Raw genomic sequence first — 23,470 nt, 5'->3', positions numbered from 1 at the left:
GCCACAGCGTCTACCAGACCCGGACCGAGCCCCCTCGGGCGAAGGCCGGGCTGGTGGCGGCCGCCGGGACCTCCGTCAGGGGCTGCGCGATCTCCGAGACGAGGGGGCCGTGCTTGGCGGCCACCGCGTCGAGGAGGGCGAGGTCGAAGCCGTACACACGGGCCGCGTTGCCGCCGACCATGGCGGCGACCTCCTCGCGCGGCAGGCCCGCGTAGGCGATGCGCAGGCCCTCGCGGGAGAAGGGGGTGGTGCCCTCGTCGTGGGGGTAGTCGCTGCCCCACATGATCTTGTCGAGGCCGATCCGGTCCCGCAGCGGGACCTCGTGGGGGCGCATGAAGCTCGCTCCCACGAAGCAGTTGTCCCGCCAGACCTCGCTGGGGCCCTTGCCCATCGACTCCGCCAGGCCCGCCCCGAACTTGGCCTCGGCGGTGGCCGACGCCGCGACCAGGCGGCCGTGGTAGTAGTCCAGCATCTCGACCACGCCGGGGATCCAGCCGGAGCCCTGCTCCGTCAGGACCAGTTTCAGCCCGGGGTTGCGGCGGAAGGCCCCGCCGAAGATGAGGTGCCACAGGGCCCGGTGCGAGAACCAGGTGGTCTCCACCATGAAGACGGCCCGCGCCGCCGGTTCGTCGCCCAGCGGCGGCGAGGCCGAGCCGCCGTGGTGGTTGACCGGGACGTCCAGCTCGTCGCAGACCGCCCAGATCGGGTCGTAGACGGCCGAGTAGAGCTCCGGAACGGTGGAGCCGGGCGGGACGCCGGGCAGCAGGATGCCGCCGGTCAGACCCGCCTTCCGGGTGCGGCGGATCTCCTTGACCGCCGCGTCCACGTCGTTCAGCAGGATCTGGACCACGCCCGCGCGGCGGCCCGGCGCGTCCGCGCAGAAGTCCGCCAGCCACCGGTTGTGGGCCTGGAGCCCGGCCCAGCGCATCTCGTACTCGGCCGCCGTCGGGGGCTGCGCCATCAGGGAGGCCTTGGGGAAGAACGGCGGGATGGTGTTCGGGAAGAGGACTTCCGCGACGATCCCGTCGGCTTCCAGCTCCGTCACCCGGCGCTGCGAGTTCCAGTTGCGGTCCGCCGTGTCCGCGAGGAGGTCCTCGTACGGGTTCACGTAGGTGGCGGCCCAGGCGTCGAAGTCGGCGTGGTGGCGCTTCTCCAGGTACGGCTTGTAGTCCAGCAGGTCGGCGCCCGCGTGGCAGTCGGCCGAGATGACCGTGTACCGGTCCTCGGTGGTCATGAGTCCACCCCCAGGACCGGGAAGTCGTTGTCGGTCAGCCAGTGCCGGCCCACCTCGCGCGAGCGCGCCCAGGAGGCTTCGACGGCCGCCTGGTCCGCGCTCTGCCCGAGCTCCGCCGGGGTGGGGCCGATGCGGCGGGCGATCGGCGCCAGCTTCTCGGTGTCGAAGCCGAAGACGTCCGCCGCGGCCAGGCCGAGCATCCGGCGGGTCTCCTCGACCGGGATGTCGTGGAAGGTCTTCTTCAGCCAGTTCCGGGTGTTCGGCCAGGTCCCCTCGGGGTGCGGGAAGTCCGAGCCCCACAGGATGTTGTCCACGCCGATCTCGTAGCGCTGGGCGAGCTCGCGCCGCTTGGTGTTGGTGGCGCAGATGAACACCTGCCGGTCCAGGTACTCGCTCGGTGGCCGCTTCAGCTCCTCGAACGGCGAGAGCTTCTTGCCGCCGTGCGCGCCGAGGTAGAGCCGGTCCATGAACCACAGCTGGTTCGGCAGCCACCAGCAGCCCGACTCGGCGACGCCGAACTTCAGCCCCGGGTGGCGCTCGAAGACCCCGGACCACAGCAGGAACCACAGCGGGCGGGCCGGCCACCAGGTGACCTCGGAGACGAAGATGCCCAGATGGTCCCCGTACTCGTGGCGCGGCGAGGATCCGGAGTGGGTGACGATCGGCATCCGGGTCTCGGCCGCGGCCGCCCACACCGGGTCGTAACGGCGGTCGTGGTAGGGCGCCTTGTCCACCCACATCGCGGGGATCATCAGGGCGCCGAGCCCGGATGCCTTGGCGCGGTGGATCTCGGCGACGACCTTGTCCGGATCGCCGGTGATGGGCAGCAGCGCGACCCCGCAGTGCCGTTCGGGGTTCTCGGAGACGAACTCGGCCAGCCACCGGTTGTGCGCCTGGGCGCCGGCCATGCCGAGTTCGGGGTCCTGGTCGCCGGAGAGTCCGAGGCCCACCCCGAAAGGGGCGGCGGTCTGGCTGTCCACGGCGTCGGCGTCGGGGAAGACGACCTCGGCGGCCACGCCGTCGCCGTCGAGCTCCTTCAGCCGCTGGGCGACGTCCCAGCCGCCCTTGAGGCCTTCCTCGTGGTCGTGGAACCACTTCTCGGCGAAGGCCTCGTTGCGGACGCCGAGGCGGGTGGCCTCGGCGCGGCGGGCGTCGCGCTCACCGAGGAATTCGTCGAACTGCGCGTGGAACGCGCTGTCCAGGTAGGGGCGGTACTGCTCGGTCGGCAGCCCCGCGTGGCAGTCGGAGGAGATGATCAGATACGGGTCTTCGTACGCGCTCTCAGCGTTCATGTGGGCACCCTCAGTCAAGGATGAAGCTTTCCAGGTAGGCGGGGTTGGCGCGGTCGAGCATCGACTGCGACCGGGCGCGGATCTGCCGGTCGCTGTGCTCGCTGTCGGGGAGCATCCAGAAGCGGTCGGCGCGGATGCCGTCCACGACGTGGTCGGCGACGTCCTCGACGGGGGTGAAGTTCACCTCGTGGCCGGCCTGCTTCATCGCGGCCTCGTACTGGTCGAGGCTGCGGTACGGGGACTTGCGCGGGCGCTCCTTCGCGTACCGGTCGGGCCGGTTGCGGTGCGACTCCCACAGCCCGGTGCGCAGCATGTGCGGTCCGGGGAAGAGGACGGAGGCGCCGATGGCGGCGCCCTCCGCCTTCAGGTGGGCGTAGAGCGACTCGGTCATGGTGACGACGGCCGCCTTGGTGACCGCGTACACGGAGGCGGTGGGCAGCGGGGCGATGCCGCCGTCGCCGGAGGAGGTGTTGACGATGTGGCCGGGGTCGCCGGCCGCGATCATGCGGGGGACGAAGGCCTGGATGCCGTGGAAGACGCCCCAGACGTTGACGGAGAAGGCCCACTTCCAGTCGTTGGGCTCGTGCTCCCACATGCGGCCCTCGGCGCCGGAGCCGACTCCCGCGTTGTTGCAGAGCACGTGCACGGCGCCGAAGGCCTCGTACGCGGCGTCGGCCAGCGAGAGCACCGAGTCGCGGTCGCTGACGTCGACGGTCTCGGCGAGCACTTCGGCGCCGTCCGCCGCGAGTTCGCCGGCGGCCTTGCGCAGGGCGCCCTCCTCCACGTCGGCGAGGACGACCTTCAGCCCCTCGGCGGCGAAGCGGCGGGCCATGGCGAGGCCGATGCCGCCGGCCGCTCCGGTGACGACGGCCACCTGTCCTGGTTCGAGTCGCATGTCAGACGCTGCCTTCCGGGGGGCCGTCCAGGATCTGCATGGGGTCGTCGTAGCGCTGGTGGATGTAGGGGAGCAGGGCCTGGGCGCTGACCCGCTCGACGACCTTGCCCTTCTGGTCGGTGGTCTTCTCGCCGATGGTGAGTTCGACGAGGCGGCGGACGGGGAGGTCGGCGATGGGGTCGAACATCGACTCCCGGAGCACGACGTCGCCGGTGATGTGCTCCAGCTTGCGGACCTTCTCGTTGCGGGTGCAGTGCACGAGCACCGGGTCGGCGTCGAAGCCCGAACCGTCCACCGCCGGAAGGAACTTGAAGTAGAAGTCGGTCTTCGTGGTGGGCTCGGGGAGCGGCAGCTCGCGGTCCACCGCCCCGCGCACCTCCACGAAGGCGATCCCGTGCCGGGCGAGGGAGGCCCGTACGACCAGGCCCTCGCGCTCGACGGTGACCTCGCCGAGCTTCTTCGGCTCGCCGAAGACCTCGCGGCCGCCGATCAGGGCGCGCTCGTGGGTCATCGGCATGACCAGCGGATACCAGCCCTCGACCCCGCCGTGCTGGGCCGCGACGGCCACGGAGCCGGCGCCGAGCGGATAGCCGGGCAGGTCGACCTTGCTGATGTTGGCCCGTACCAGGGGCCGGTCGGCGGGCTTCAGCGGCGGCGGGAGGACCGCCGCCACCACGTCCGGGTCGCTCTCCCAGACGGCCACCACACCGGTTGACCAGATGTCGGGGAGCTTGGAACTCTTCTCGCGCGACGCCGCGATCTCAGCTTCGGTCCGCGCTCCGTACCGTACGCGTGTCATCTCTCGCATCACCCTTCCGGGGGCCCCTCCCAGCGGTAGCTGGGGCGGTTCTGTAACACAGTTACACCGCCACCGATGAAGGGTAAAGACCCCTGCACGTAACTGAACTGACGGATCGACAGAAAGTTGGGACGGCTGACATGGCCAGAACCACGCTGACGCGCGACGAGGTCCTGGACGCGGCCGCCTCGCTCGTCAAACAGCACGGCCCGGCCGCCCTCACCATGCGCAAGCTCGCCGCCGAGCTGGGCACGGCGGTGACCTCCATCTACTGGCACGTCGGCAACCGCGAGTCCCTGCTGGACGCCCTCGTGGAGCGGACCGTGCAGGACATGGGCGCGATCCTGCCCGTCGGCCGCAACCCCGGCGACCGGATCCTCTCGGTCGCCCGGATCCTGCGCCGCGAACTGCGCGAGCGCCCGCACCTGATCGCGATGGTCCACGAGCGCGGCCTCACCGACCGGATGTTCCTGCCCGCCCAGCAGGCCCTGGTCCACGAGGTGCACGCCGCCGGCCTGCGCGGGGCCCGGGCCGCCGACGCGGTGCGCGCGATCCAGTTCCAGATCATCGGCTTCGTCCTGGTCGAGCGCAATCGCGAACGCTCCCCCGCCCAGTCCCCCGCCGAGAGCGAGCTCTGGGACCCCTCCGGCGCCCCGCACGACCCGCCGCTCGCCCGCGCGCTGGCCCGGCCGGTGGACCCTGAGCGGCTGTTCCTGCTGTCCGTCCGCTCGCTGGTGCAGGCCCTGCTGTCACCAGGCAGGTAACCGGCTTGCCGCCGCACGGCCGCTGGAACGCGGCCATGCCATGAGCCGGGAGCTGTACGGCGCCCTGGCCGCCGCTGCCCGTGCCGCTCGCCCGGGCGGCCGTGTCCCTGCTGGAGGCGGAGGTGCTGCGCCGGTTCGCCCTGGCCGAGGGGGATCCGTACGAGCCGGCCGTCCTGGACTCCGGACACGGGGACGCGTACGCGGTCCCGCTGGTGTTCAGCTGCGACAACGTGCCGTTCGAGGAGCTGAGCGACGCCTTCGCCGGGTTCATGACCCTGCCGGCGGACGGCCCGCGCGACTCCTCCTACGATCCACACACGGCGACCGGCTCGGAGTCGTCGCCGCGGACGTGTGGACGCACTTCGCCTCCGGCTCCCGTACGACCCTGTGGGACCTCGCGGTGTGGCGGGCGGCGGTCCGCACCCGGGAGGTGGCCGTCCTGCGGCGGACGCCGTGCCCGGTCAGCTCGACGAGCTGTGGCTGTACCGGGCCTCCGCCGGCGAGGAACCGGCCTCCTTCGCCTCCCGGATCGCGGCCCTGGAGCCGCCCGAGGAGCGCCGGCCCCGCGAGGACGCGGACGCGCATACCGCCGAACTGGCCGCCGGGAAGCGCGCGTTCCTGGCGCTGACCTGCGCGAGCGTGGCCCCCGAGGGCGGTTCGGGGACGGCCTACCGGCTCTTCCCCGGAGCAGGCGAAGCGCCCGGGGCCTTCGTCCGGCCGAGCGCCGGGGACCTCGTGGCCGAGCTGGGCTGAGAGGACATCGGGCACCGGGTGTCGGCGCGGGCCGATATCCTCTGTGACCATGCTCGCCGACCGTACGACCGCAGAGACGATGTGGCCGACCGCGTACCCACAGGGGTACGCGGTCGTCGACGTGGAGACCACCGGGCTCGCTCGCGACGACCGGATAATCTCCGCCGCCGTCTACCGGCTCGACGCTCAGGGCAACGTCGAGGACCACTGGTACACACTGGTCAACCCGCTCCGGGACCCCGGACCCGTGTGGATCCACGGTCTGACCAGCGACATGCTCCAGGACGCGCCGCTCTTCAAGGACATCGCCGAGGAGTTCGCCGCCCGGCTCGCCGACCGGGTGCTGGTCGCGCACAACGCGATCTTCGACTGGCAGATGATCGCCCGCGAGTACGCCCGGGCCGCCGCGACCGCGCCGGTCCGTCAGCGGCTGTGCACCATCGCCCTGTCCAAGGAGCTGAACCTCCCGCTGCCCAACCACAAGCTGGAGTCGCTCGCCGCGCACTTCGGCGTGGTCCAGCAGCGCGCGCACCACGCGCTCGACGACGCCCGCGTCCTCGCGGAGGCGTTCCGTCCGTCCCTGCACCACGCCGCGCGGGACAACGTACGGCTGCCCCTGCTGGAATGCCGGCCACTGACGGAGTGGTCGGACTCCCCCGCCGTCCCGCGCGTCGGGTACCAGGCCTCCTACGGTGCCGGTTCGAGCTGGCGGCCTTCGCGCAAGCGGCCGCTGTGCCCGTACCCGAACCCGGGGCGGTACGCGGACGGCAAGCCGCTCAAGCAGGGCATGCGGATCGCGTTCTCCGGCGACACCTCGGTGGACCGGGAGCTGCTGGAGGACCGCGCGGTCGAGGCGGGCCTGCACATCGCGACGAGCTTGTCGCGGCTCACGAGCCTGCTCGTGACGAACGACCCCGACTCGGCGACCTCCAAGACGGTCAAGGCGAAGACCTTCGGAACCCCGGTCGTCGACGAGGCGGCCTTCACCCAGCTTCTGCGGGACGTGGCTGCGGCAGACGGGTGAGCCTCGGGCGACTCGCCCGGCGCCCGCTTTCCCGGCCGGCCGGTCCGGTCCCACCCTGTGGCGCATGGCACGTTGTGAAGTCTGCGGAAATGATTACGGCATGTCCTTCGAGGTGCACGCGCAAGGCGCCGTGCACGTCTTCGACTGCTTCTCCTGCGCCATTCACCGCATGGCGCCCATCTGTGAGCACTGCCGGGTCCAGATCATCGGCCAGGGCATCGAGGTGGAGGGGCAGTGGTTCTGTGGCGCGCACTGCGCCCGCGCGGAAGGGAAGGTGGGCATCACCGACCGCGTCTGACCGCACTCCCGGGGACCCCTGCGGGAACCCGCTCCGGGACCGCGCCCCGGACCGCGCCCCGCCTCCTCCACGGCCCCGGACGGCCACCCGGCCGCCGGGGTCCTCGCCGCTGGGGGTACCGTCGTGGGCGTGTACCGCTTTGTACTGACCCGGCAGTGGGTGTGCCTCACCCTCATCGGCCTCGTCCTCATCCCCGCGATGATCAAGCTGGGGTTCTGGCAGTTCCACCGCCACGAGCACCGGGTCGCGCAGAACGAGCTGATCGCGGCCAACCTGGGCGCGAAGGCGGTCCCGATGACCGAGGTCACCTCTCCCGGGCACGTCGTCCCGCGCGCCGACTACTGGCGCGCCGTGACCGCCATCGGCACCTACGACTCCGCGCACGAGGTCGTCGTACGGATGCGCACCTCGAACGACGACAGGGTCGGCGTCCACGTCGTGACCCCGCTGGTGCAGGCCGACGGCCGGGTGGTGCTCGTCAACCGCGGCTGGGTGGCGGGCGGCGACGACCCGCGCGCCTACCCGCCCGTGCCGGCCGCGCCCACGGGCGAGGTGACGGTGACCGGGCGGCTGAAGGCCGACGAGACCAGCGGCGGCAGCGGCATCAAGGACCGCAAGGGCCTGCCGGACCGCCAGGTGATGCTGATCAACAGCGCGCAGCAGGCGGAGTACGTGGGCAGGCCGGTCCTCGGCGGGTACCTGGAACTCACCGCCCCCGTCCCGGCCGACGGCGAGCCGGAGCCGGTCGCCGAACCCGACCACGACTCGATCGGGCCGCACATGGCGTACGCCGTGCAGTGGTGGCTCTTCACCTTCGCGGTGCCGGTGGGCTGGATCGTCCTCGTGCGGCGCGAGAAGCGCGACCGCGAGGCGGCCTCGGCCGCCGCGGCCGCCGCCTCGGAGCGGGAGCCCGCACCGACGGCGTAGCGTGTCGGGCATGGATCTTGGACTGAAGGACCGTGTCTACGTCGTCACCGGCGCCACCAGGGGCCTGGGTTACGCCTCCGCCCGCGAACTGGCCACCGACGGCGCGAAGGTGGTGCTGACCGGCCGGGACGCGGCGCGCGCCGAGGCCGCGGCGGCGACGCTGGGCCCGAACGCGGTCGGCGTGGCCGCGGACAACTCCGACCCCGAGGCACCCTCCCGCCTCATCGAGGCGGCACGCGAGCACTTCGGCCGCTTCGACGGCATCCTCATCAGCGTGGGCGGCCCGGCTCCCGGCTCGGCGGCGGGCAGCACCGACGAGCAGTGGACGGCGGCGTTCGAGTCGGTCTTCCTGGGCGCGGTGCGCCTCGCGCGGGCGGCCGCCGCCGAGCTCTCCGACGGCGGGGTCGTCGGCTTCGTCCTCTCGGGCTCCGTGCACGAGCCGATCCCCGGTCTCACCATCTCCAACGGCCTGCGCCCGGGCCTCGCCGGCTTCGCGAAGTCCCTCTCGGTGGAACTGGGGCCGCGCGGCATCCGCGTGGTCGGCCTGCTCCCCGCCCGCATCGACACCGACCGGGTCCGCGAGCTCGACTCCCTGTCCGGGGACGCGGCCGCCGCCCGCACCGGCCACGAGTCCCGGATCCCGCTGGGGCGTTACGGCACCCCGGAGGAGTTCGGCCGCACGGCTGCGTTCCTGCTCTCCCCCGCGGCCTCGTACCTGACCGGGATCATGCTCCCGGTGGACGGCGGCTTCCGCCACGGCTTCTGACCGGGCGGCCCGTACTCCCTTTCCGGGTCGCCCGTCTACGTCACCCGCCGCGCCCGGTGAGGGGTGACGTGGAAGCGGGCCTCCGTCGGCAGGGCGGAGAGCCCCGCCGAGGCGCGGGCGCGGCCCAGGACCGGACCCGCCAGCGCCGCCAGCGCGTCGGCCGGCACCGCGTGCGGCTCCAGTTCCAGCGCGAGCCGCAGGGCCGGGGCCCCGCGCCGCCCGCACAGCGCGACCCGGCAGTGGGCCACGCCCTCCAGGGTGTCCAGTACGTCGGCCGCGACGGCCTCCTCCAGGGCGCGGCCCCGCAGCACCGCGAAGGCCCCGTCGCCGGTGTCCACCAGCACCGCCGCCAGCCGTGCGCGCCGCAGTTGGGCCAGCAGCCACCACAGCGCCAGCAGTACGCACACGCCGAGTACGGCGAGCACCGCCCACCACGGCAGGCCCCGGCGCTCCTGTGCCGTCAGCAGCGGCTCGTGTCGGCCCGCGAGCGGCCAGGACGAGGTCAGCAGCAGCGCCCCCGCCGCCAGCAGCGCCGCTCCGAGCAGCGCGAGCAGGATCCTGTTCACCACGGCCAGGTTCACCGCCGGTTCACCCGTACCCTCGGCCGCAGCTCGTGCGCCAGGCCCAGCTCCTCGGTCCCGACGGCCAGCACCGCGTCCAGGTCGGCCCGTACCTCGTCCAGTTCGCGGAAGTGGGACACGGCCCGGACCCCGATGTGGGTCCGGCCCACCGTGACCCGCACCGACCGCACCCCGGACACCTCCATCGCCCGGTCGCGCAGCACCTGCGCGGCGGCCTTGCGTTCCAGTCCGGCCCGGACCTCGGGGTGTTCGGCGCGCATAGGCAGGATCCCGCGCAGGCCCGGTGTGAGGGCGTACAGCAGCAGCACCGCCCCGGCCGCGGCGAGGACGCCGCCGCCGATCAGGACGCCGAGGTCCGCCGGGGTGTGCCGTTCCAGTTCGCGGCCGAGTTCGCGTCGCCAGCCCATGCCGGGCCGGTGGGCCCGTACCGCCGCCAGGTCGTACAGGAACAGCCCGGCAACGGCCAGAAGGGCGAACGCCGCCACCGCGGCCGGGATCCGGCGGGGCGAGCGGAACCGGGCGGTCACCGCAGCCGCCGGTCCCGCCCGGCGGCGGGCCGGGCCCGCTCGGGGCGCAGCCGCTCGATGTCGATGTCGACCTCGGGCACGGTCATCGCCGCGTACTCCTCGACGCGCTGGGCGACCTGGCGGCGTACGGCCGCGCACTGGGCGGCGAGGTCTGCGGGGTAGGCCAGCTCCAGGACCACCCGGACGCGGGCGATGTCGTGGTGCACGGTGACCGTGGCGTGCGGCGGGGCGGCGCCCTGTCCGGCGAGCGCCTCGCGCGCTGCCTGGGCGGCGATCTTCGCCACGACCCGGTCGACGATACGGGTGGCACCCCGCTCGGCGGCGGCCACCCGGGGCGGGGCGGGCCTGGGCGTGTTCATCGGTCCCGGTCCCGGCCGCGGTGGTCGCGATCGCGGTCGCGGTCACGGTTCCGGTCTCGGGGACGGAAGAAGTCGCCGGGTTCCAGGTCCCCGTCGAGGAACCGCCCGACGACGAAGCCGATGGCGCCGAGCGCCGCCACCAGCAGGAAGGCCCCGAAGCCGCCGAAGTAGCCGGCGAACCCCAGTGCCATGCCGGCCACCAGGCCGACGACCGCCATGCTCATGCGGGCTCCTCTACTGCAGTCGGGACTCCGGCTCCTCGTCGTCCTCGTCGGGCAGCTTGACGTCGCTGACCGCGATGTTGACCTCGACGACCTCCAGGCCGGTCATCCGCTCCACCGCGGAGACGACGTTCTCACGAACGGCCCGGGCCACGTCGCGGATCGACACGCCGTATTCGACGACGATCTCCAGATCGAGGGCGGTCTGCACCTCGCCGACCTCGGCCTTCACGCCCCGGCTGACGGAGGACTTGGCCCCGCCGGGGACGCGGTCGCGGACGGCGCCGAAGGTACGGGACAGGCCGCTGCCGCTGCCCATGGCGTGGACGCCGACCACCTCGCGGGCGGCCAGGCCGGCGATCTTCTCGACCACCCCGTCGGCGATGCTCGTGCGGCCCCGGTCGGCGGCGGGCTTGGCGGCGCTGCCGCCTGTGGCGGATTCGGTCATATCGGGTCCCTTCGCGCGGTTGGGCTCCCGACCACAGTAAGTCGCCCGTCACCTCACCGCGCGGGACTACCCCGATCGGCCCCTTCCATTCCCCCACCCGCCGCACGCACGCCCCACGGGGCCCGCTCCCGCTACGCGGACCCGGGCAGGCTCGTCCGCGGCGCCGCGGACGACCGCGGCCGGCCCTCCGGGGCCTCGGTCAGTCCGAGACGCCCGCCAGGTCGCGGAGGCGGCGGGCCTGGGCCGCGCGTTCCGCCGTGCGCTGGTCGTCGTACGTACGCGACCCCGCACCCCGCAGCAGCGCCTTCGTCTCGACCACGGCGTCCCGCGGCGGAGCCAGTAGCGCCGTGGTGAGGTCCTGGACCGCCGCGTCGAGTTCGCCGGCCGGGACGACCAGGTTCGCGAGGCCGACCCGTTCGGCCTCCTCCGCGTGCACGAAGCGGCCCGTCGCGCAGATTTCGAGCGCGCGGGCGTAGCCGACCAGTGAGGTCAGCGGCTGGGTGCCGCCGAGGTCGGGGACCAGGCCCAGCCCGGTCTCGCGCATGGCGAACTGCACGTCGTCCGCGACGACGCGCAGATCGCACGCGAGGGCAAGCTGGAAACCGGCACCGATCGCGTGCCCCTGAACGGCGGCCACGGAGATGATGTCGTTGCGCCGCCACCAGGTGAACGCTTCCTGGTACTCGGCGATGGTGGAGTCGAGCAGTTCCTCCGAACCGCGCGCCAGATCAAGGAAGGACGGCTCGCCCTCGAAGCCTTCGGGGGCGAATGCCTGCCGGTCGAGCCCTGCGGAGAAGGACTTGCCTTCGCCGCGCAGCACGACGACCCGGACGGTGCCCGGCAACGACCGTCCAGCCTCCGTCAACGCCCGCCAGAGCGCGGGGGATTGAGCGTTTCGCTTGGCCGGATTGGTCAATGTCACCGTGGCGACCGTCTCGTCGACGGTGAGCCGTACGCCGTCCTTGTCGAGCAGAGCCATCTGATGCCTCCGGTGGGTTGTGCGGTCGGTCGGCCGCGATCTCGGCCTAAGTGACTGCACAGTAACCACCCAGCCGGCCGTGTAGCCGACCGGGGGTCACCGAAGACGGTTGAGCTGGAACCGATGAAGCTGAGTACGGAAAAACCTTCGGAACCAAACGGAACCTATGGTCAGGCCGTAGCCGCCTTCTTGCCGCGCGTCGCGCCTCCGCGACCACGCAACGTGACTCCGGACTCGCTGAGCATCCGATGGACGAATCCGTAGGACCGGCCGGTCTCTTCGGCCAGCGCCCGGATACTCGCACCGGAGTCGTACTTCTTCTTCAGGTCTGCCGCGAGCTTGTCGCGCGCGGCGCCGGTTACCCGGCTGCCCTTCTTCAGAGTTTCGGCCACCCGTGCCTCCTCATGGGAAGTGCGCTCTGGACTTCTCATGATCACCCCTCCCCGCCTTCCTGGCCACCCATTCAGCAAGGTCGGTACGACGGCATTTCTCGCGGAGTGGACACCCGAGCAGAACGGAATCTCCTCTTCCGCTGCATGACCTCCGTCACATTCCCGCAACCCGGGGGTGAATCACCAGGTCAGGGGCCGAATCGGGAAAACCGGCGACCCCGGTCGCGCATCCGTAGGGATGCGGCCGGGGCCGTTGTCGAGCGCGGCACGGTACGAGACCGTCTCACTCAGATGATGGATCACGCCTGAGCCGAATGATCCATAAGGAACTGGATCACCCCCGCGCGGACGGTGAAGCGGAAGCGGAAGCGGCTCAGGCGAGCGACACGAGGTCCCGGTAGTCCGGGCCCCACAGGTCCTCGACGCCGTCCGGGAGCAGGATGATCCGCTCCGGCTCCAGCGCCTCGACGGCGCCCTCGTCGTGCGTGACGAGGATGACCGCGCCCTTGTACGTGCGCAGCGCGCCCAGGATCTCCTCGCGGCTGGCCGGGTCGAGGTTGTTCGTGGGCTCGTCGAGCAGCAGCACGTTCGCCGAGGAGACGACCAGGGTCGCCAGGGCCAGCCGGGTCTTCTCACCGCCGGACAGGACGCCCGCCGGCTTGTCCACGTCGTCACCGGAGAAGAGGAACGAGCCGAGCGTCTTGCGTACGGCGACCAGGTCCAGGTCCGGCGCCGAGGAGCGCATGTTCTCCAGGACGCTGCGCTCCGGGTCCAGGGTCTCGTGCTCCTGGGCGTAGTAGCCGAGCTTGAGGCCGTGGCCGGGGACGACGGTGCCGGTGTCCGGCTTCTCGGTGCCCGAGAGCAGGCGCAGCAGCGTGGTCTTGCCGGCACCGTTGAGGCCGAGGATGACGACGCGGGAGCCCTTGTCGATGGCCAGGTCGACGTCGGTGAAGATCTCCAGCGAGCCGTAGGACTTCGACAGGCCCTCGGCGGTCAGCGGGGTCTTGCCGCAGGGCGCCGGGTCCGGGAAGCGCAGCTTGGCGACCTTGTCGGAGACGCGGACGGCCTCCAGGCCGGAGAGCAGCCGCTCGGCGCGCTTGGCCATGTTCTGCGCGGCGACCGTCTTGGTGGCCTTGGCGCGCATCTTGTCGGCCTGCGAGTTCAGGGCCGCGGCCTTCTTCTCGGCGTTCTGGCGCTCGCGCTTGCGGCGCTTCTCGTCGGCCTCGCGCTGCTGCTGGTAGAGCTTCCAGCCCATGTTGTAGACGTCGATCTGGGAGCGGTTGGCGTCCAGGTAGAAGACCTTGTTGACGACCGTCTCGACCAGGTCGACGTCGTGCGAGATCACGATGAAGCCGCCGCGGTAGGTCTTCAGGTAGTCGCGCAGCCACACGATCGAGTCGGCGTCGAGGTGGTTGGTCGGCTCGTCGAGGAGCAGGGTGTCGGCGTCCGAGAAGAGGATCCGGGCGAGCTCGACACGACGGCGCTGACCGCCGGAGAGGGTGTGCAGCGGCTGGCCGAGGACCCGGTCGGGCAGGCCGAGGGCGGCCGAGATGGTCGCGGCCTCGGACTCGGCGGCGTATCCGCCCTTGGTGAGGAACTCGGTCTCCTGGCGCTCGTACTGGCGCATCGCCTTCTCGCGGGTGGCGCCGGAGCCGGAGGAGATGCGCTCCTCGTTCATCCGCATCTTCTTGAGCAGCACGTCGAGACCGCGCGCGGACAGGATCCGGTCGCTGGCCAGCACGTCGAGGTCGCCGGTGCGCGGGTCCTGCGGGAGGTAGCCGACCTCGCCCGAGCGGGCGATGCTGCCGGCGGCCGGCTGGCCCTCGCCCGCGAGGCACTTGGTGAGGGTGGTCTTGCCGGCTCCGTTGCGGCCGACGAGGCCGATGCGGTCACCCTTGGCGATGCGGAAGGAAGCGTTCTCGATGAGGATGCGGGCGCCGGCGCGCAGCTCGATGCCGGTGGCGGTGATCACGGAAATACTCCAGGGCGGGTCGGGACGGCGGAAAGGGGGCAGGACGCGATGCTTCGACGCCGCTAATCCGCGAGGAGATTTGCCATGGGAGTCATTCTACCGGGGGTGCGCAACTACTTTCGGGGCCGTCCGCTCCACCCCGCTCCGCCACCGGACCGGCCGCGCCCCCTTGCCCGTATCCCCCGTTCGGCCCAAGGATCACACCGCCCGGCGGAGGGGCGCATCAGGACGAACCGGTTGATACTCGCCGCAGGGGTGGAGACGGGCCCCTCTTGTTCACGATGCAGGGCGGTGCGGGATGCAGTTCGACGACAACGCCAATCTGGACACTTCCGAGGTCAAAGACGTGCGCGGCAGCCGCGTCCCCGGCGGGAAGGCCACCATCGGCGGCGGCATCGTGGGTCTCATCGCACTCGTCATGGGCCTGCTCTTCGGGGTCGGTCCGGAGCAGCTGGGCCTGTCCGACGGGAGCCCGGAGCCGGCGGCGACCTCGTCCTCGGCGGCCCAGGTGCAGCAGACCTGCAAGACCGGGCAGGACGCGAACGAGCGCGAGGACTGCCGGCTGGTGGCCGTGGTCAACAGCACCCAGGACTTCTGGCGGCAGGAGTTCACCAAGCGGAGCGGCCAGTACAGCCCGGCGCAGACGGTGTTCTTCACCGGGAAGGTGGGCACCGCCTGCGGGGCGGCCACCTCGGCGGTCGGCCCGTTCTACTGCCCCGGTGACCGGCAGGTCTACCTGGACCTCGGCTTCTTCGACGAGCTGCGCACCAAGTTCGGCGCGAGCGGCGGCCCCTTCGCCCAGGCCTACGTGGTCGCCCACGAGTACGGGCACCACATCCAGAACCTGACGGGCACCCTGCAGAAGGCCCAGGACGGCCGGCAGGGTGCGAACAGCAACGCCGTACGGGTCGAGCTGCAGGCCGACTGCTACGCCGGGGTGTGGGCGCACAACGCGACGAAGACCCCGGACGAGTCCACCGGCAAGCCGCTGATCACCAGCCTGACCGACCAGGACATCAAGGACGGCCTGGACGCGGCCGCCGCGGTCGGCGACGACCGGATCCAGGAGAAGTTCCAGGGCCGGGTGTCCCCGGAGTCCTGGACGCACGGCAGCGCCGAGCAGCGCCAGCAGTGGTTCTACCAGGGCTACCGGACGGGCGACATGGCCCAGTGCAACACCTTCCGCTGACTGCCGGTGGCGCCTGCCATGCTGTGACGCGGGTCACCGTCCACCGTCCGCACACGGCACATGAGGAAGTGATCGCCATGGCAGGCGTTCCGTCCATCTATCCGACACTGCTCTACACCGACGCCAAAGCCGCCATCCAGCAGCTGACGGAGGCGTTCGGATTCACCCAGGTCGCGGCGTACGAAGGGGAGGACGGGGCCGTGATGCACGCGGAGCTGTCCTACGGGAACGGCATGGTGATGCTCGGCAGCAAGGGCCGCGGCGGCGCCTTCGACAAGGCCATGGAGGCCGCGGGCCCGGCCGGGGTCTACGTGGTCGTCGACGACGTGGACGCCCACCACCGCCGGGCCGCCGAGCACGGCGTGGAGATCCTGATGGAGCCGGCCGACCAGGAGTACGGCTCGCGGGACTACATGGCCCGCGACGCCGAGGGCAACGTGTGGAGCTTCGGGACGTACGCGCCGCAGGCCTGAGCCGCGGCGCGTACGCCCCTTGATGTCCCGCGGGGCGCTACGCGCCGCCGGTGTGCACCTGGAAGGCCGCCCGGCGGACCGCCTTGGCCAGGGCCGGGTCGGGGTGCGCGGCAGCCAGCGCGACCAGCACCTGCACCGTGCGGGGATGGCCGACCGCGCGGACCTCGTCCAGCAGCCGCGGGACCGTGGTCCGCACGGCCGAGTCGAGGTGGCGGGCGAGCAGGTCGGCCTCGCCGTGGTCGGCGATGGCCGCGGCGGTGTCCACCCAGAGCCAGGTCTGCTCCTCGGCGGTGAGCACGTCCTGCGCCTCGTCGGGGTCGACCCCGTCGTGCACGGCGAGCCAGAGCAGGGCGTAGGGGCGCAGCGTCGCCTCGCGGGAGGCCGCGCGGACCTCGGGCTCGGCGGGGGCTCCCACCACGCGCAGCGCCTCGAAGGCGAGCCCGCGCAGCAGGGCGTCCTCGCCGCGGGCCGCGTGCAGCAGTTCGGAGACGGCGTGGCCGACGGGCCGGGCGGCCAGCCAGGCCTGGTATTCGGCGCGGGCCGGGCCCGGGGTGAGCCGGGCGCAGCCGTGGAGCATCGCGGCCGCGGACTGCTCGATGTTCCCGGCCGGGCTCTGCGCGGCGACGCAGATCTGCTCCAGCTTGACCCAGACGGCCCAGCTCCCGAGCGGGGTGAGGGTGGCCCGGGCGGGGCCGAGGGTGACGGCGTCGACGGCGGCGAGTCCGCCGAGCGCCCAGCGCAGCAGCCGGGCGAGCGGTACGGGGGGCGCGGCCGGCGCGGGATCGGCCGGCGCGGGGGCGCCCGCGTGCGCGGTGGCCTCGTAGGGGACCTCGCACCGCTCGTCGCGCAGTTCGTCGACGCGCTGCCCGAGCAGGTCCAGCAGGTCGGGGACGGTCACGGGACCGGCGGAGAGCTGGAGCAGGGAGAGCAGCTGGGGCATGGCCTCGACGACCTCGGCGACGGCCGCGGGGGCGATGTCGGCGGGGGCGGGGTGGACCAGTGACCAGGCGTCGAAGAGGGCCACCCAGCCGCGCAGTACGGCGGCGTCGTCCCGGTCCCAGGCGCGCAGGCGCCAGCCGGGGCGGGCATGGCCGCCGTGCACCTCGACCAGGCCGGAGAGCCGGGCACGGTCCCAGCCGACCCGGATCTGGCCCGGCGTCAGGCGCAGCTCGGCGGCGGCGCGTTCGACGTCGTCGGCGGGCAGGGCGCCCGTCGGTGCGGGCCTGCCGCCGTCTCCGGCACCGAGGTTGAGCTCGGCCCAGCGGGCGAGTCTCACGGCGTCGGCGAGCGAGGCGCGGGCCCTGTTCGCGAGGTCGGCCGTGGCGGGGGTGCCCGCCGGAGGCCTGGGGGTGGTCCGGGTTCGCCGGTCGGCCACCGCTTTGCGGACCGTACCCGCGGACCGCGGGTAGACGAGTCGGAGTCTGGAGTCGCGAGCCAACTGCTCATCAGGCTTTCGGGACGTCACGTGAGCAGTCTCGCCCGTCACCGGCCGAAAGCCCAAACGGAACCAGCCATTGCCACCGGGCACCGGAGGGACAGACCGGGATGATCCGCCCAGCCCGCCCCCCGCGACCCACACGCTTCGGACTTCGGACCCGACGGAACGTCACATGGCGCGCCGCGCGAAGCCCTGGCGACGCCGTGACGGCGCCTCGGCGAAGCCCGGCGGGTGCCTTACATGAGAGGGGTCAGGAACCGGCGCAGGGCTTCCTCGTAGCCGGCCGGGTCGGCGTTCCACATCGCCCCGTGGGCGGCCCCGGGGACGGTGCGCAGGGTGACCAGGTCGGGGCGGGCGGCGGCGAGCCGGCGGGAGGGCTCCCAGGGGGCGAGCGCGTCGTCGGGGCCGTGGAAGATCAGGACGGGGATCTTCAGCGCGGCCGGATCCGCGCCCGGGGCCCGGCGGTCGGCGCGCAGGCCCGCGCGGCCCTCGGCGGCCCTGACGGCGAGCGGGAGCAGCGGGGCCGGGGTGCGGCGCGCGGCGACGAGGGCGCGCAGGGTGGCGTGCCAGTCCAGGACGGGCGAGTCGAGCACCAGCCCGGAGATCCGGTCGGCCAGCGCCGAGCGTTCGGCCGCGTACAGGGCCATGGTGGCGCCGGTGGACCAGCCGTGCAGGACGACGCGGCGGGCGCCGTAGCGCAGGGCGTAGCGGATGGCGGCGTCGAGGTCGCGCCATTCGGACTCGCCGAGGTGGCCGAGGCCGTCCGGGGAGGCGGGGGCGCCGAGGTCTCCCCGGTACCCGAGGTCCAGGACGGGCAGCCGCTGGCGGTGGAGGAAGGGCATGACCACCATCGGGTGCTCGCGGGTGGCGCCGAGCCCGTGGACGGTGATCACCCAGGTGTCCCGGGCCGCGGGCAGGAACCAGGCGGGCAGCGCGCCGAGCTCGCCGGGGACGTCCACGTCGGCGTGGTCCAGCCCGAGGGCGGAGGCGGGGTTCCCCAGGTGGATCTGGGGGGTGAGGGTGACGCGGGTGCCGGGTTCGAGGCTGCCGTGGGTGACGGCGACGAGCCGGCGGACCACGGTGTCGGGTCCGTGCGGGGCGTCGGCGAGGACGGGCCCGACCACGGCGTGCACCCCGGGGGCGGTGAGCCCGTACGTACCGGGGCGCAGGGAGGCCAGCGAGCGGGTCAGTTCGACCCGGCCGGCGGCCGTGGAGTGGACGCTGAGCCGGGCGCCCCCGGGGAGCGGGCGGCCGGGCTCGGTCCGCAGGGCGGCGTCGGCGGCGTACCGGCCCGCCAGGGCGGCCGCGGTGACGGCGGCCGCGCCGGCGCCGAGCAAGGTCGTGGTGACGGCCGCTGCCGTCGCTGTAGCGGTGCGCACCGCTCCAGTGTCGGGGCGTATACGGCGGCGGGCCACCGGAGGAGCGCATTCCGGCCGGGGGTCCCCGGAGATCCCCACCGCTCCCCCGCGGTCCGTACACGACCTTCCGGAACCGGACCGGCCGGTGGCCCGGAGGGCTGTCCGGGAGGGTGATCTGGGTCTCTTCGGAGCCACGGCCGCGCGGGGCGGCGTACCGGAAGTCCCGCCCGCGGGGGTGCGGACACGCCGCCTTGACGTGCATTGATCGATAGATCCATACCGATATCGGGGCAGAGGTCCCCATCCGGCGCCGGGATGAGACACCGCGCCGCCCCTGCCAGTTCACCTTCCGTTCATCCAGATTGCCTACGGTCCACGAACCACTGACATCAAACAGAAGCCTGGGTAAATGGAGCACATAACGCTTCTCCTCGGGATCGTGATCATCACCGCTCTCGTGTTCGATTTCACGAACGGTTTTCACGACACGGCCAACGCGATGGCCACCACCATCTCGACCGGCGCCCTCAAGCCCAAGACCGCGGTGGCCATGTCCGCCGTGCTCAACCTCGTCGGCGCTTTCATGTCCGTGGAGGTCGCCAAGACGATCTCCAAGGGCCTGGTCAACGAGGAAGGCATCCAGCCGGAGGTCATCTTCGCCGCTCTGGTCGGCGCGATCCTCTGGAACCTCGTCACCTGGCTGGTCGGACTGCCCTCCAGTTCCTCCCACGCCCTGATGGGCGGCCTGATCGGCGCCGCAGTGGCCTCCGCGGGCATGGGCGCGGTCAACGGCAGCGTCGTCGTCACCAAGGTGCTGATCCCCGCGATCGCCGCGCCGCTGGTCGCCGGCATCGCCGCGTACCTGGCCACGAAGGTCACGTACAAGGTCGGTCGCGGCATGGGCGAGAAGACCTCGGCCAAGGGCTACCGCACCGGCCAGATCGCTTCCGCCGGTCTCGTCTCTCTCGCGCACGGCACCAACGACGCGCAGAAGACGATGGGCATCATCACCCTGGCGCTGGTCGCCGGCGGTGCGCTCGCCCCCGGCTCCAACCCGCCGGTCTGGGTCATCGTCTCCGCCGGCATGGCCATCGCGATGGGCACCTACCTGGGCGGCTGGCGCATCATCCGCACCATGGGCAAGGGCCTGACCGACCTGCAGCCGCAGCAGGGCTTCGCCGCCCAGACCTCGGCCGCCAGCGTCATCCTGGCCTCCTCCTCCCTCGGCTTCTCCCTCTCCACCACCCACGCGTGCTCCGGCGCGGTCATGGGTTCGGGTCTGGGACGCAAGGGCGGCGTGGTCCGCTGGTCCACCGCCTCCCGCATGTTCATCGCGTGGGGCCTGACCCTGCCGGCCGCCGCCCTGGTCGCCGCCGGCGCCGAGCTGGTCATGCGCACCGGTGACATCGGCGTCGCCGCCGTCGCGGTCTTCCTGGTCGCCTCCTGCGTCGCCATCTGGCTCATCTCCCGCCGCCAGGTCGTCGATCACCACAACGTCAACGAGGTGCCGCCGGCCGACGCCGAGGAGCCGGGTGTCGTCACCACGGCGATCGCGGCCGTCACCGTCCCGCCGACCGTCGCCGCCGCCGGCAGCACCGCCGCGGTGACGGACGAGGAACTCAAGGCCACCATCCTGGCCGCGACGGCGACCCCCGCGGCTCCGGCCGCCGCGGTCTGACCCCGAGAACGACAGAGGAATCAGCGGTATGAAGATCGACTGGGAAGCACTCGGCTCCGTCTTCGGGGTCAGCCTCTCCGCCACCGTCGCCCTCGTGGCCCTGTTCACCCTGGGCCTGGTGGGCCTGTCCAAGCACGAGGCCGCCACCGAGCAGGGCGGCGCCGCCACCCTGGCCCGCAGCGGTGCGTACGCCTGCTTCGCGCTCTGCGCCGCGGCCGTGGCCTACGGCATCTACCTGATCGTTTCCTAGGGCGCCGGGCACCATCCGTGAAGGCTCCCTCCGGGTTTGTCCCGGGGGGAGCTTTCGTGTGCCCGGGGCCGCCCCCGCACGCCACCCCACCGCAGGTCAACGGCGAGTTGACGGGCATTCGCGGTGCGTGGTGGACTGCGCGAGCCAATACGGCGGCATGGAGAGGAAGTCCGGTGCGAATCCGGCGCGGTCCCGCCACTGTCACCGGAGCACTCGGGCCGAGTGCGACCGGGAGCCAGGAACTCTCGCCACCGGACACGTCGACCCAGGGCGCGGACCCTGAGTGAGGACATACCTGCCACCATGCGTGCCGACCGCGTCTTCGCGTACGGCGCCACGGCCGGCCTGATCGGCGACCGGATCCTCGGGGATCCGCGCCGAGGGCATCCCGTGGCCGCCTTCGGACGAGCCGCCGCCGCCGTCGAACGCGCCCTGTGGCGCGACGACCGCGCGCGGGGCGCCGTGCACACCCTGGTGTGCGCCGGGGGCGCGGCCGCGATCGGCGTCCTGGGCGCCCGCGCCGTGCGCTCCCGCCCCGCCGCCGCCCGCATCGCCCTGACCGCCGCGGCCACCTGGGCCGTCGTGGGCGGCACCTCGCTGGGCCGCGAGGCCCGAGCCATCGGCGGAGCGCTCGCCGCCGGGGACGCCGAGGTGGCCCGCGAGCGGCTCCCGCACCTGTGCGGACGCGATCCTCAGGCCCTGGACGAACAGCAGATGGCCCGCGCGGTGGTGGAGTCGGTCGCCGAGAACACCTCCGACGCGGTGGTCGGCGCCCTGGTGTGGGGCGCCGTCGCCGGCGTCCCCGGGCTGCTCGCCTTCCGCGCCGTCAACACCCTGGACGCGATGGTCGGCCACAGATCCCCCCGACACCTGCGCTACGGCTGGGCCTCGGCCCGGCTCGACGACGTCGCGGGCTGGCCGGGCGCGCGGCTGACCGCACTGGCCGCCGTACTGGCCGGCCCCGACCGGCGGGGAGCCGTACGGGCCTGGCGCGCGGATGCCGCCAAGCACCCGAGCCCGAACGCCGGGCCGGTGGAGTCCTCGTTCGCCGGGGCGCTCGGCGTACGGCTGGGCGGGACCCTGGCGTACGGGGGGCGGGTCGAGCACCGGGCCGTGCTGAACGGGGAGTCGGGGCGGCCCGTGGAGGTCGCGGACATCGAGCGGGCGGTACGGCTGTCGCGGCAAGTGACGTGGGTGGCGCTGGGGGCCTGTGTGGCTGCCCGGACGCTGGTCTCCCGGATGAGGAAGGGACGCGCATGAGCGGCGCGAAGCGCGGCGGGGGACTCCTCGTCGCCGGTACGACATCGGACGCGGGCAAGAGCGTGGTCACGGCGGGCATCTGCCGCTGGCTGGCCCGCAGCGGCGTGAAGGTGGCCCCGTTCAAGGCGCAGAACATGTCGCTGAACTCCTTCGTGACCCGCGAGGGCGCCGAGATCGGGCGTGCGCAGGCCATGCAGGCCCAGGCGGCCCGGGTGGAGCCGACCGCGCTCATGAACCCGGTGCTGCTCAAGCCCGGCAGCGACCGGAGCAGCCAGGTGGTGCTGCTGGGCAAGCCGGTGGGCGAGATGAGCGCGCGGGGCTACCACGGGGGCAGGCAGGAGCAGTTGCTCGGCATCGTCACGGACTGCCTGGAGCAGTTGCGGGGCACGTATGACGCCGTGATCTGCGAGGGGGCGGGCAGCCCGGCCGAGATCAACCTGCGCCGGACCGACATCGTGAACATGGGCATCGCGCGCGCCGCGCGGTTCCCGGTGGTCGTGGTCGGCGACATCGACCGCGGCGGGGTCTTCGCGTCGTTCTTCGGTACGACGGCGCTGCTGTCCCCCGAGGACCAGTCGCTGATCGCGGGCTACCTGGTCAACAAGTTCCGCGGCGACGTCACCCTGCTCGAACCGGGCATGGAGATGCTGCGCGGCCTGACCGGGCGGGCGACGTACGGCGTGCTCCCCTTCCAGCACGGGCTGGGCATCGACGAGGAGGACGGCCTGCGGCCCCTCTTCAAAAACACAGCCCTGCGGGGCGCGGTACGGGAATCCGTGGTCGCCCCGCCCGTCGGCGAGGACGTGCTGCGGGTCGCGGTCTGCGCGGTGCCGCTGATGTCGAACTTCACGGACGTCGACGCGCTCGCGGCGGAGCCGGGGGTGGTCGTGCGGTTCGTGGACCGGGCCGAGGAGCTGGCCGACGCGGACCTGGTCGTCGTACCGGGCACCCGCGGCACGGTGAAGGCCCTCGCCTGGCTGCGCGAGCGCGGGCTCGCGGACGCGCTGGCACGGCGGGCCGCCGAGGGGCGGCCGGTCCTGGGGATCTGCGGCGGCTTCCAGGTCCTGGGCGCACACATCGAGGACGAGGTCGAGTCGAAGGCCGGCTCCGTGCCGGGGCTCGGCCTGCTGCCGGTACGGGTGCGCTTCGAGCGGGAGAAGACCCTCGCGCGGCCCGTGGGCTCGGCGCTGGGCGAGCCCGTCGAGGGCTACGAGATCCACCACGGGGTGGCCGAAGTCCTGGGCGGGACCCCCTTCCTGGACGGATGCCGCGTCGGGTCGGTGTGGGGCACTCACTGGCACGGCTCGCTGGAGTCCGACGGCTTCCGCCGGGCGTTCCTGCGCGAGGTCGCGGCTGCGGCCGGCCGCCGGTTCGTGCCGGCCCCGGACACGTCGTTCTCCTCCCTGCGGGAGGAACAGCTCGACCTGCTCGGCGACCTGATCGAGGAGCACGCGGATACCGATGCCCTGCTGCGGCTCATCGACGGCGGAGCCCCGTCGGGCCTCCCCTTCCTGCCGCCGGGCGCGCCGTGAGGGCCGCGGCCCTGCGAGGACCGTCCCCTACCCGCCCTTGCCCGCAGCACGGCCCCGCCGC

26 protein-coding genes and 1 riboswitch are annotated in these 23,470 nt (G+C 72.8%); of the genes, 12 read left to right on the top strand and 14 right to left on the bottom strand.

Annotated features, from left to right (window positions below; genetic code table 11):
• Positions 1 to 10 precede the first annotated feature (10 nt).
• From J7F03_RS32770 to J7F03_RS32755, 4 genes are read right to left on the bottom strand one after another with little or no spacing between them, the layout of a single operon-like run.
• Entirely contained in the window at positions 11 to 1,234 is a 1,224-nt protein-coding gene (locus J7F03_RS32770) for an amidohydrolase family protein (RefSeq protein ID WP_214955976.1), read from the bottom strand.
• Positions 1,231 to 2,526, bottom strand: a complete 1,296-nt coding sequence (locus tag J7F03_RS32765; protein ID WP_214955975.1) for an amidohydrolase family protein — start codon at positions 2,524 to 2,526, stop codon at positions 1,231 to 1,233. The genes J7F03_RS32770 and J7F03_RS32765 overlap by 4 nt, the downstream gene beginning before the upstream one ends.
• 10 nt (positions 2,527 to 2,536) lie before the next feature.
• On the bottom strand, positions 2,537 to 3,421 hold the full coding sequence (locus J7F03_RS32760; protein ID WP_214955974.1) for an SDR family NAD(P)-dependent oxidoreductase: 885 nt from the start codon (positions 3,419 to 3,421) through the stop codon (positions 2,537 to 2,539).
• 1 nt (position 3,422) lies between these two features.
• Positions 3,423 to 4,220 (bottom strand): acetoacetate decarboxylase family protein, encoded by a 798-nt coding sequence (locus tag J7F03_RS32755; RefSeq protein ID WP_214955973.1) that lies wholly within the window; start codon positions 4,218 to 4,220, stop codon positions 3,423 to 3,425.
• 140 nt (positions 4,221 to 4,360) lie between these two features.
• On the opposite strand from J7F03_RS32755, the gene J7F03_RS32750 reads away from it, so the two are divergent.
• The 6 genes from J7F03_RS32750 to J7F03_RS32725 all read left to right on the top strand — a co-directional run bounded on the left by J7F03_RS32750 (position 4,361) and on the right by J7F03_RS32725 (position 8,752).
• Positions 4,361 to 4,984, top strand: a complete 624-nt coding sequence (locus J7F03_RS32750; protein ID WP_214955972.1) for a TetR/AcrR family transcriptional regulator — start codon at positions 4,361 to 4,363, stop codon at positions 4,982 to 4,984.
• A 453-nt stretch (positions 4,985 to 5,437) separates the two neighbouring features.
• Complete coding sequence (locus J7F03_RS32745) at positions 5,438 to 5,737, top strand: hypothetical protein (protein WP_214955970.1); 300 nt, start codon at positions 5,438 to 5,440, stop codon at positions 5,735 to 5,737.
• A gap of 43 nt (positions 5,738 to 5,780) precedes the next feature.
• Positions 5,781 to 6,761 carry a DEDDh family exonuclease gene (locus J7F03_RS32740; RefSeq protein ID WP_214955968.1) on the top strand — a complete coding sequence of 327 codons (981 nt, stop codon included), beginning with the start codon at positions 5,781 to 5,783 and terminating at the stop codon, positions 6,759 to 6,761.
• 64 nt (positions 6,762 to 6,825) lie between these two features.
• Positions 6,826 to 7,059: a hypothetical protein gene (locus J7F03_RS32735; RefSeq protein WP_214955966.1), complete on the top strand. Its 234-nt coding sequence runs from the start codon at positions 6,826 to 6,828 to the stop codon at positions 7,057 to 7,059.
• 129 nt (positions 7,060 to 7,188) lie between these two features.
• Entirely contained in the window at positions 7,189 to 7,986 is a 798-nt protein-coding gene (locus J7F03_RS32730; protein ID WP_214955964.1) for an SURF1 family protein, read from the top strand.
• Positions 7,987 to 7,996: 10 nt separating this feature from the next.
• Positions 7,997 to 8,752: an SDR family oxidoreductase gene (locus J7F03_RS32725; RefSeq protein ID WP_214955962.1), complete on the top strand. Its 756-nt coding sequence runs from the start codon at positions 7,997 to 7,999 to the stop codon at positions 8,750 to 8,752.
• Between the two features lie 35 nt (positions 8,753 to 8,787).
• On the opposite strand, the gene J7F03_RS32720 is transcribed toward J7F03_RS32725, so the two are convergent.
• The 8 genes from J7F03_RS32720 to J7F03_RS32685 form a co-directional block, all read right to left on the bottom strand.
• Entirely contained in the window at positions 8,788 to 9,318 is a 531-nt protein-coding gene (locus J7F03_RS32720; RefSeq protein ID WP_308380052.1) for an alkaline shock response membrane anchor protein AmaP, read from the bottom strand.
• Positions 9,319 to 9,329: 11 nt separating this feature from the next.
• Entirely contained in the window at positions 9,330 to 9,860 is a 531-nt protein-coding gene (locus tag J7F03_RS32715; RefSeq protein WP_214955959.1) for a DUF6286 domain-containing protein, read from the bottom strand.
• Complete coding sequence (locus tag J7F03_RS32710; RefSeq protein ID WP_214955957.1) at positions 9,857 to 10,219, bottom strand: hypothetical protein; 363 nt, start codon at positions 10,217 to 10,219, stop codon at positions 9,857 to 9,859. The genes J7F03_RS32715 and J7F03_RS32710 overlap by 4 nt, the downstream gene beginning before the upstream one ends.
• Positions 10,216 to 10,443, bottom strand: coding sequence for a hypothetical protein (locus J7F03_RS32705; protein WP_214955955.1), 228 nt, complete (start codon positions 10,441 to 10,443; stop codon positions 10,216 to 10,218). Before J7F03_RS32705 ends, J7F03_RS32710 begins: the two co-directional genes overlap by 4 nt.
• Positions 10,444 to 10,453: 10 nt before the next feature.
• Positions 10,454 to 10,888, bottom strand: a complete 435-nt coding sequence (locus tag J7F03_RS32700) for an Asp23/Gls24 family envelope stress response protein (RefSeq protein ID WP_214955953.1) — start codon at positions 10,886 to 10,888, stop codon at positions 10,454 to 10,456.
• A 199-nt stretch (positions 10,889 to 11,087) separates the two neighbouring features.
• The gene (locus J7F03_RS32695; RefSeq protein ID WP_214955951.1) at positions 11,088 to 11,867 is read right to left on the bottom strand and encodes an enoyl-CoA hydratase/isomerase family protein; all 780 of its coding nucleotides are present in this window, start codon (positions 11,865 to 11,867) and stop codon (positions 11,088 to 11,090) included.
• A gap of 170 nt (positions 11,868 to 12,037) precedes the next feature.
• On the bottom strand, positions 12,038 to 12,259 hold the full coding sequence (locus tag J7F03_RS32690; protein WP_018518904.1) for a helix-turn-helix domain-containing protein: 222 nt from the start codon (positions 12,257 to 12,259) through the stop codon (positions 12,038 to 12,040).
• A gap of 373 nt (positions 12,260 to 12,632) precedes the next feature.
• Positions 12,633 to 14,231 carry an ABC-F family ATP-binding cassette domain-containing protein gene (locus J7F03_RS32685; protein ID WP_214955949.1) on the bottom strand — a complete coding sequence of 533 codons (1,599 nt, stop codon included), beginning with the start codon at positions 14,229 to 14,231 and terminating at the stop codon, positions 12,633 to 12,635.
• 298 nt (positions 14,232 to 14,529) lie between these two features.
• Between J7F03_RS32685 and J7F03_RS32680 the strand changes: the two genes are divergently transcribed.
• Both J7F03_RS32680 and J7F03_RS32675 read left to right on the top strand, forming a co-directional pair.
• Positions 14,530 to 15,420 (top strand): neutral zinc metallopeptidase, encoded by an 891-nt coding sequence (locus tag J7F03_RS32680; protein ID WP_214955947.1) that lies wholly within the window; start codon positions 14,530 to 14,532, stop codon positions 15,418 to 15,420.
• A 77-nt stretch (positions 15,421 to 15,497) separates the two neighbouring features.
• Complete coding sequence (locus tag J7F03_RS32675) at positions 15,498 to 15,893, top strand: VOC family protein (RefSeq protein ID WP_214955945.1); 396 nt, start codon at positions 15,498 to 15,500, stop codon at positions 15,891 to 15,893.
• Positions 15,894 to 15,930: 37 nt separating this feature from the next.
• On the opposite strand, the gene J7F03_RS32670 is transcribed toward J7F03_RS32675, so the two are convergent.
• The gene (locus J7F03_RS32670) at positions 15,931 to 17,268 is read right to left on the bottom strand and encodes a hypothetical protein (RefSeq protein ID WP_214955942.1); all 1,338 of its coding nucleotides are present in this window, start codon (positions 17,266 to 17,268) and stop codon (positions 15,931 to 15,933) included.
• A gap of 299 nt (positions 17,269 to 17,567) precedes the next feature.
• Positions 17,568 to 18,710 (bottom strand): S9 family peptidase, encoded by a 1,143-nt coding sequence (locus J7F03_RS32665; protein WP_214955940.1) that lies wholly within the window; start codon positions 18,708 to 18,710, stop codon positions 17,568 to 17,570.
• 388 nt (positions 18,711 to 19,098) lie between these two features.
• Here J7F03_RS32665 and J7F03_RS32660 point away from each other — a divergent pair, with 388 nt between their 5' ends.
• From J7F03_RS32660 to J7F03_RS32645, 4 genes are all read left to right on the top strand, one after another.
• Entirely contained in the window at positions 19,099 to 20,367 is a 1,269-nt protein-coding gene (locus J7F03_RS32660) for an inorganic phosphate transporter (protein WP_214955938.1), read from the top strand.
• Between the two features lie 28 nt (positions 20,368 to 20,395).
• On the top strand, positions 20,396 to 20,617 hold the full coding sequence (locus J7F03_RS32655; RefSeq protein WP_214955936.1) for a hypothetical protein: 222 nt from the start codon (positions 20,396 to 20,398) through the stop codon (positions 20,615 to 20,617).
• Between the two features lie 122 nt (positions 20,618 to 20,739).
• A riboswitch (cobalamin riboswitch) is annotated at positions 20,740 to 20,883 on the top strand.
• 37 nt (positions 20,884 to 20,920) lie between these two features.
• Positions 20,921 to 21,877: a cobalamin biosynthesis protein gene (locus J7F03_RS32650; RefSeq protein ID WP_214955934.1), complete on the top strand. Its 957-nt coding sequence runs from the start codon at positions 20,921 to 20,923 to the stop codon at positions 21,875 to 21,877.
• Positions 21,874 to 23,409 carry a cobyric acid synthase gene (locus tag J7F03_RS32645; protein WP_214955933.1) on the top strand — a complete coding sequence of 512 codons (1,536 nt, stop codon included), beginning with the start codon at positions 21,874 to 21,876 and terminating at the stop codon, positions 23,407 to 23,409. Before J7F03_RS32650 ends, J7F03_RS32645 begins: the two co-directional genes overlap by 4 nt.
• The last annotated feature ends 61 nt before the right edge of the window (positions 23,410 to 23,470 follow it).

Source organism: Streptomyces sp. ISL-43 (genome assembly GCF_018614195.1).
In the GTDB taxonomy this organism is placed as follows: Bacteria; Actinomycetota; Actinomycetes; order Streptomycetales; family Streptomycetaceae; genus Streptomyces.
Note: the sequence above shows the minus strand (reverse complement) of the source record. Positions and strands in the feature narration are given on the sequence as shown.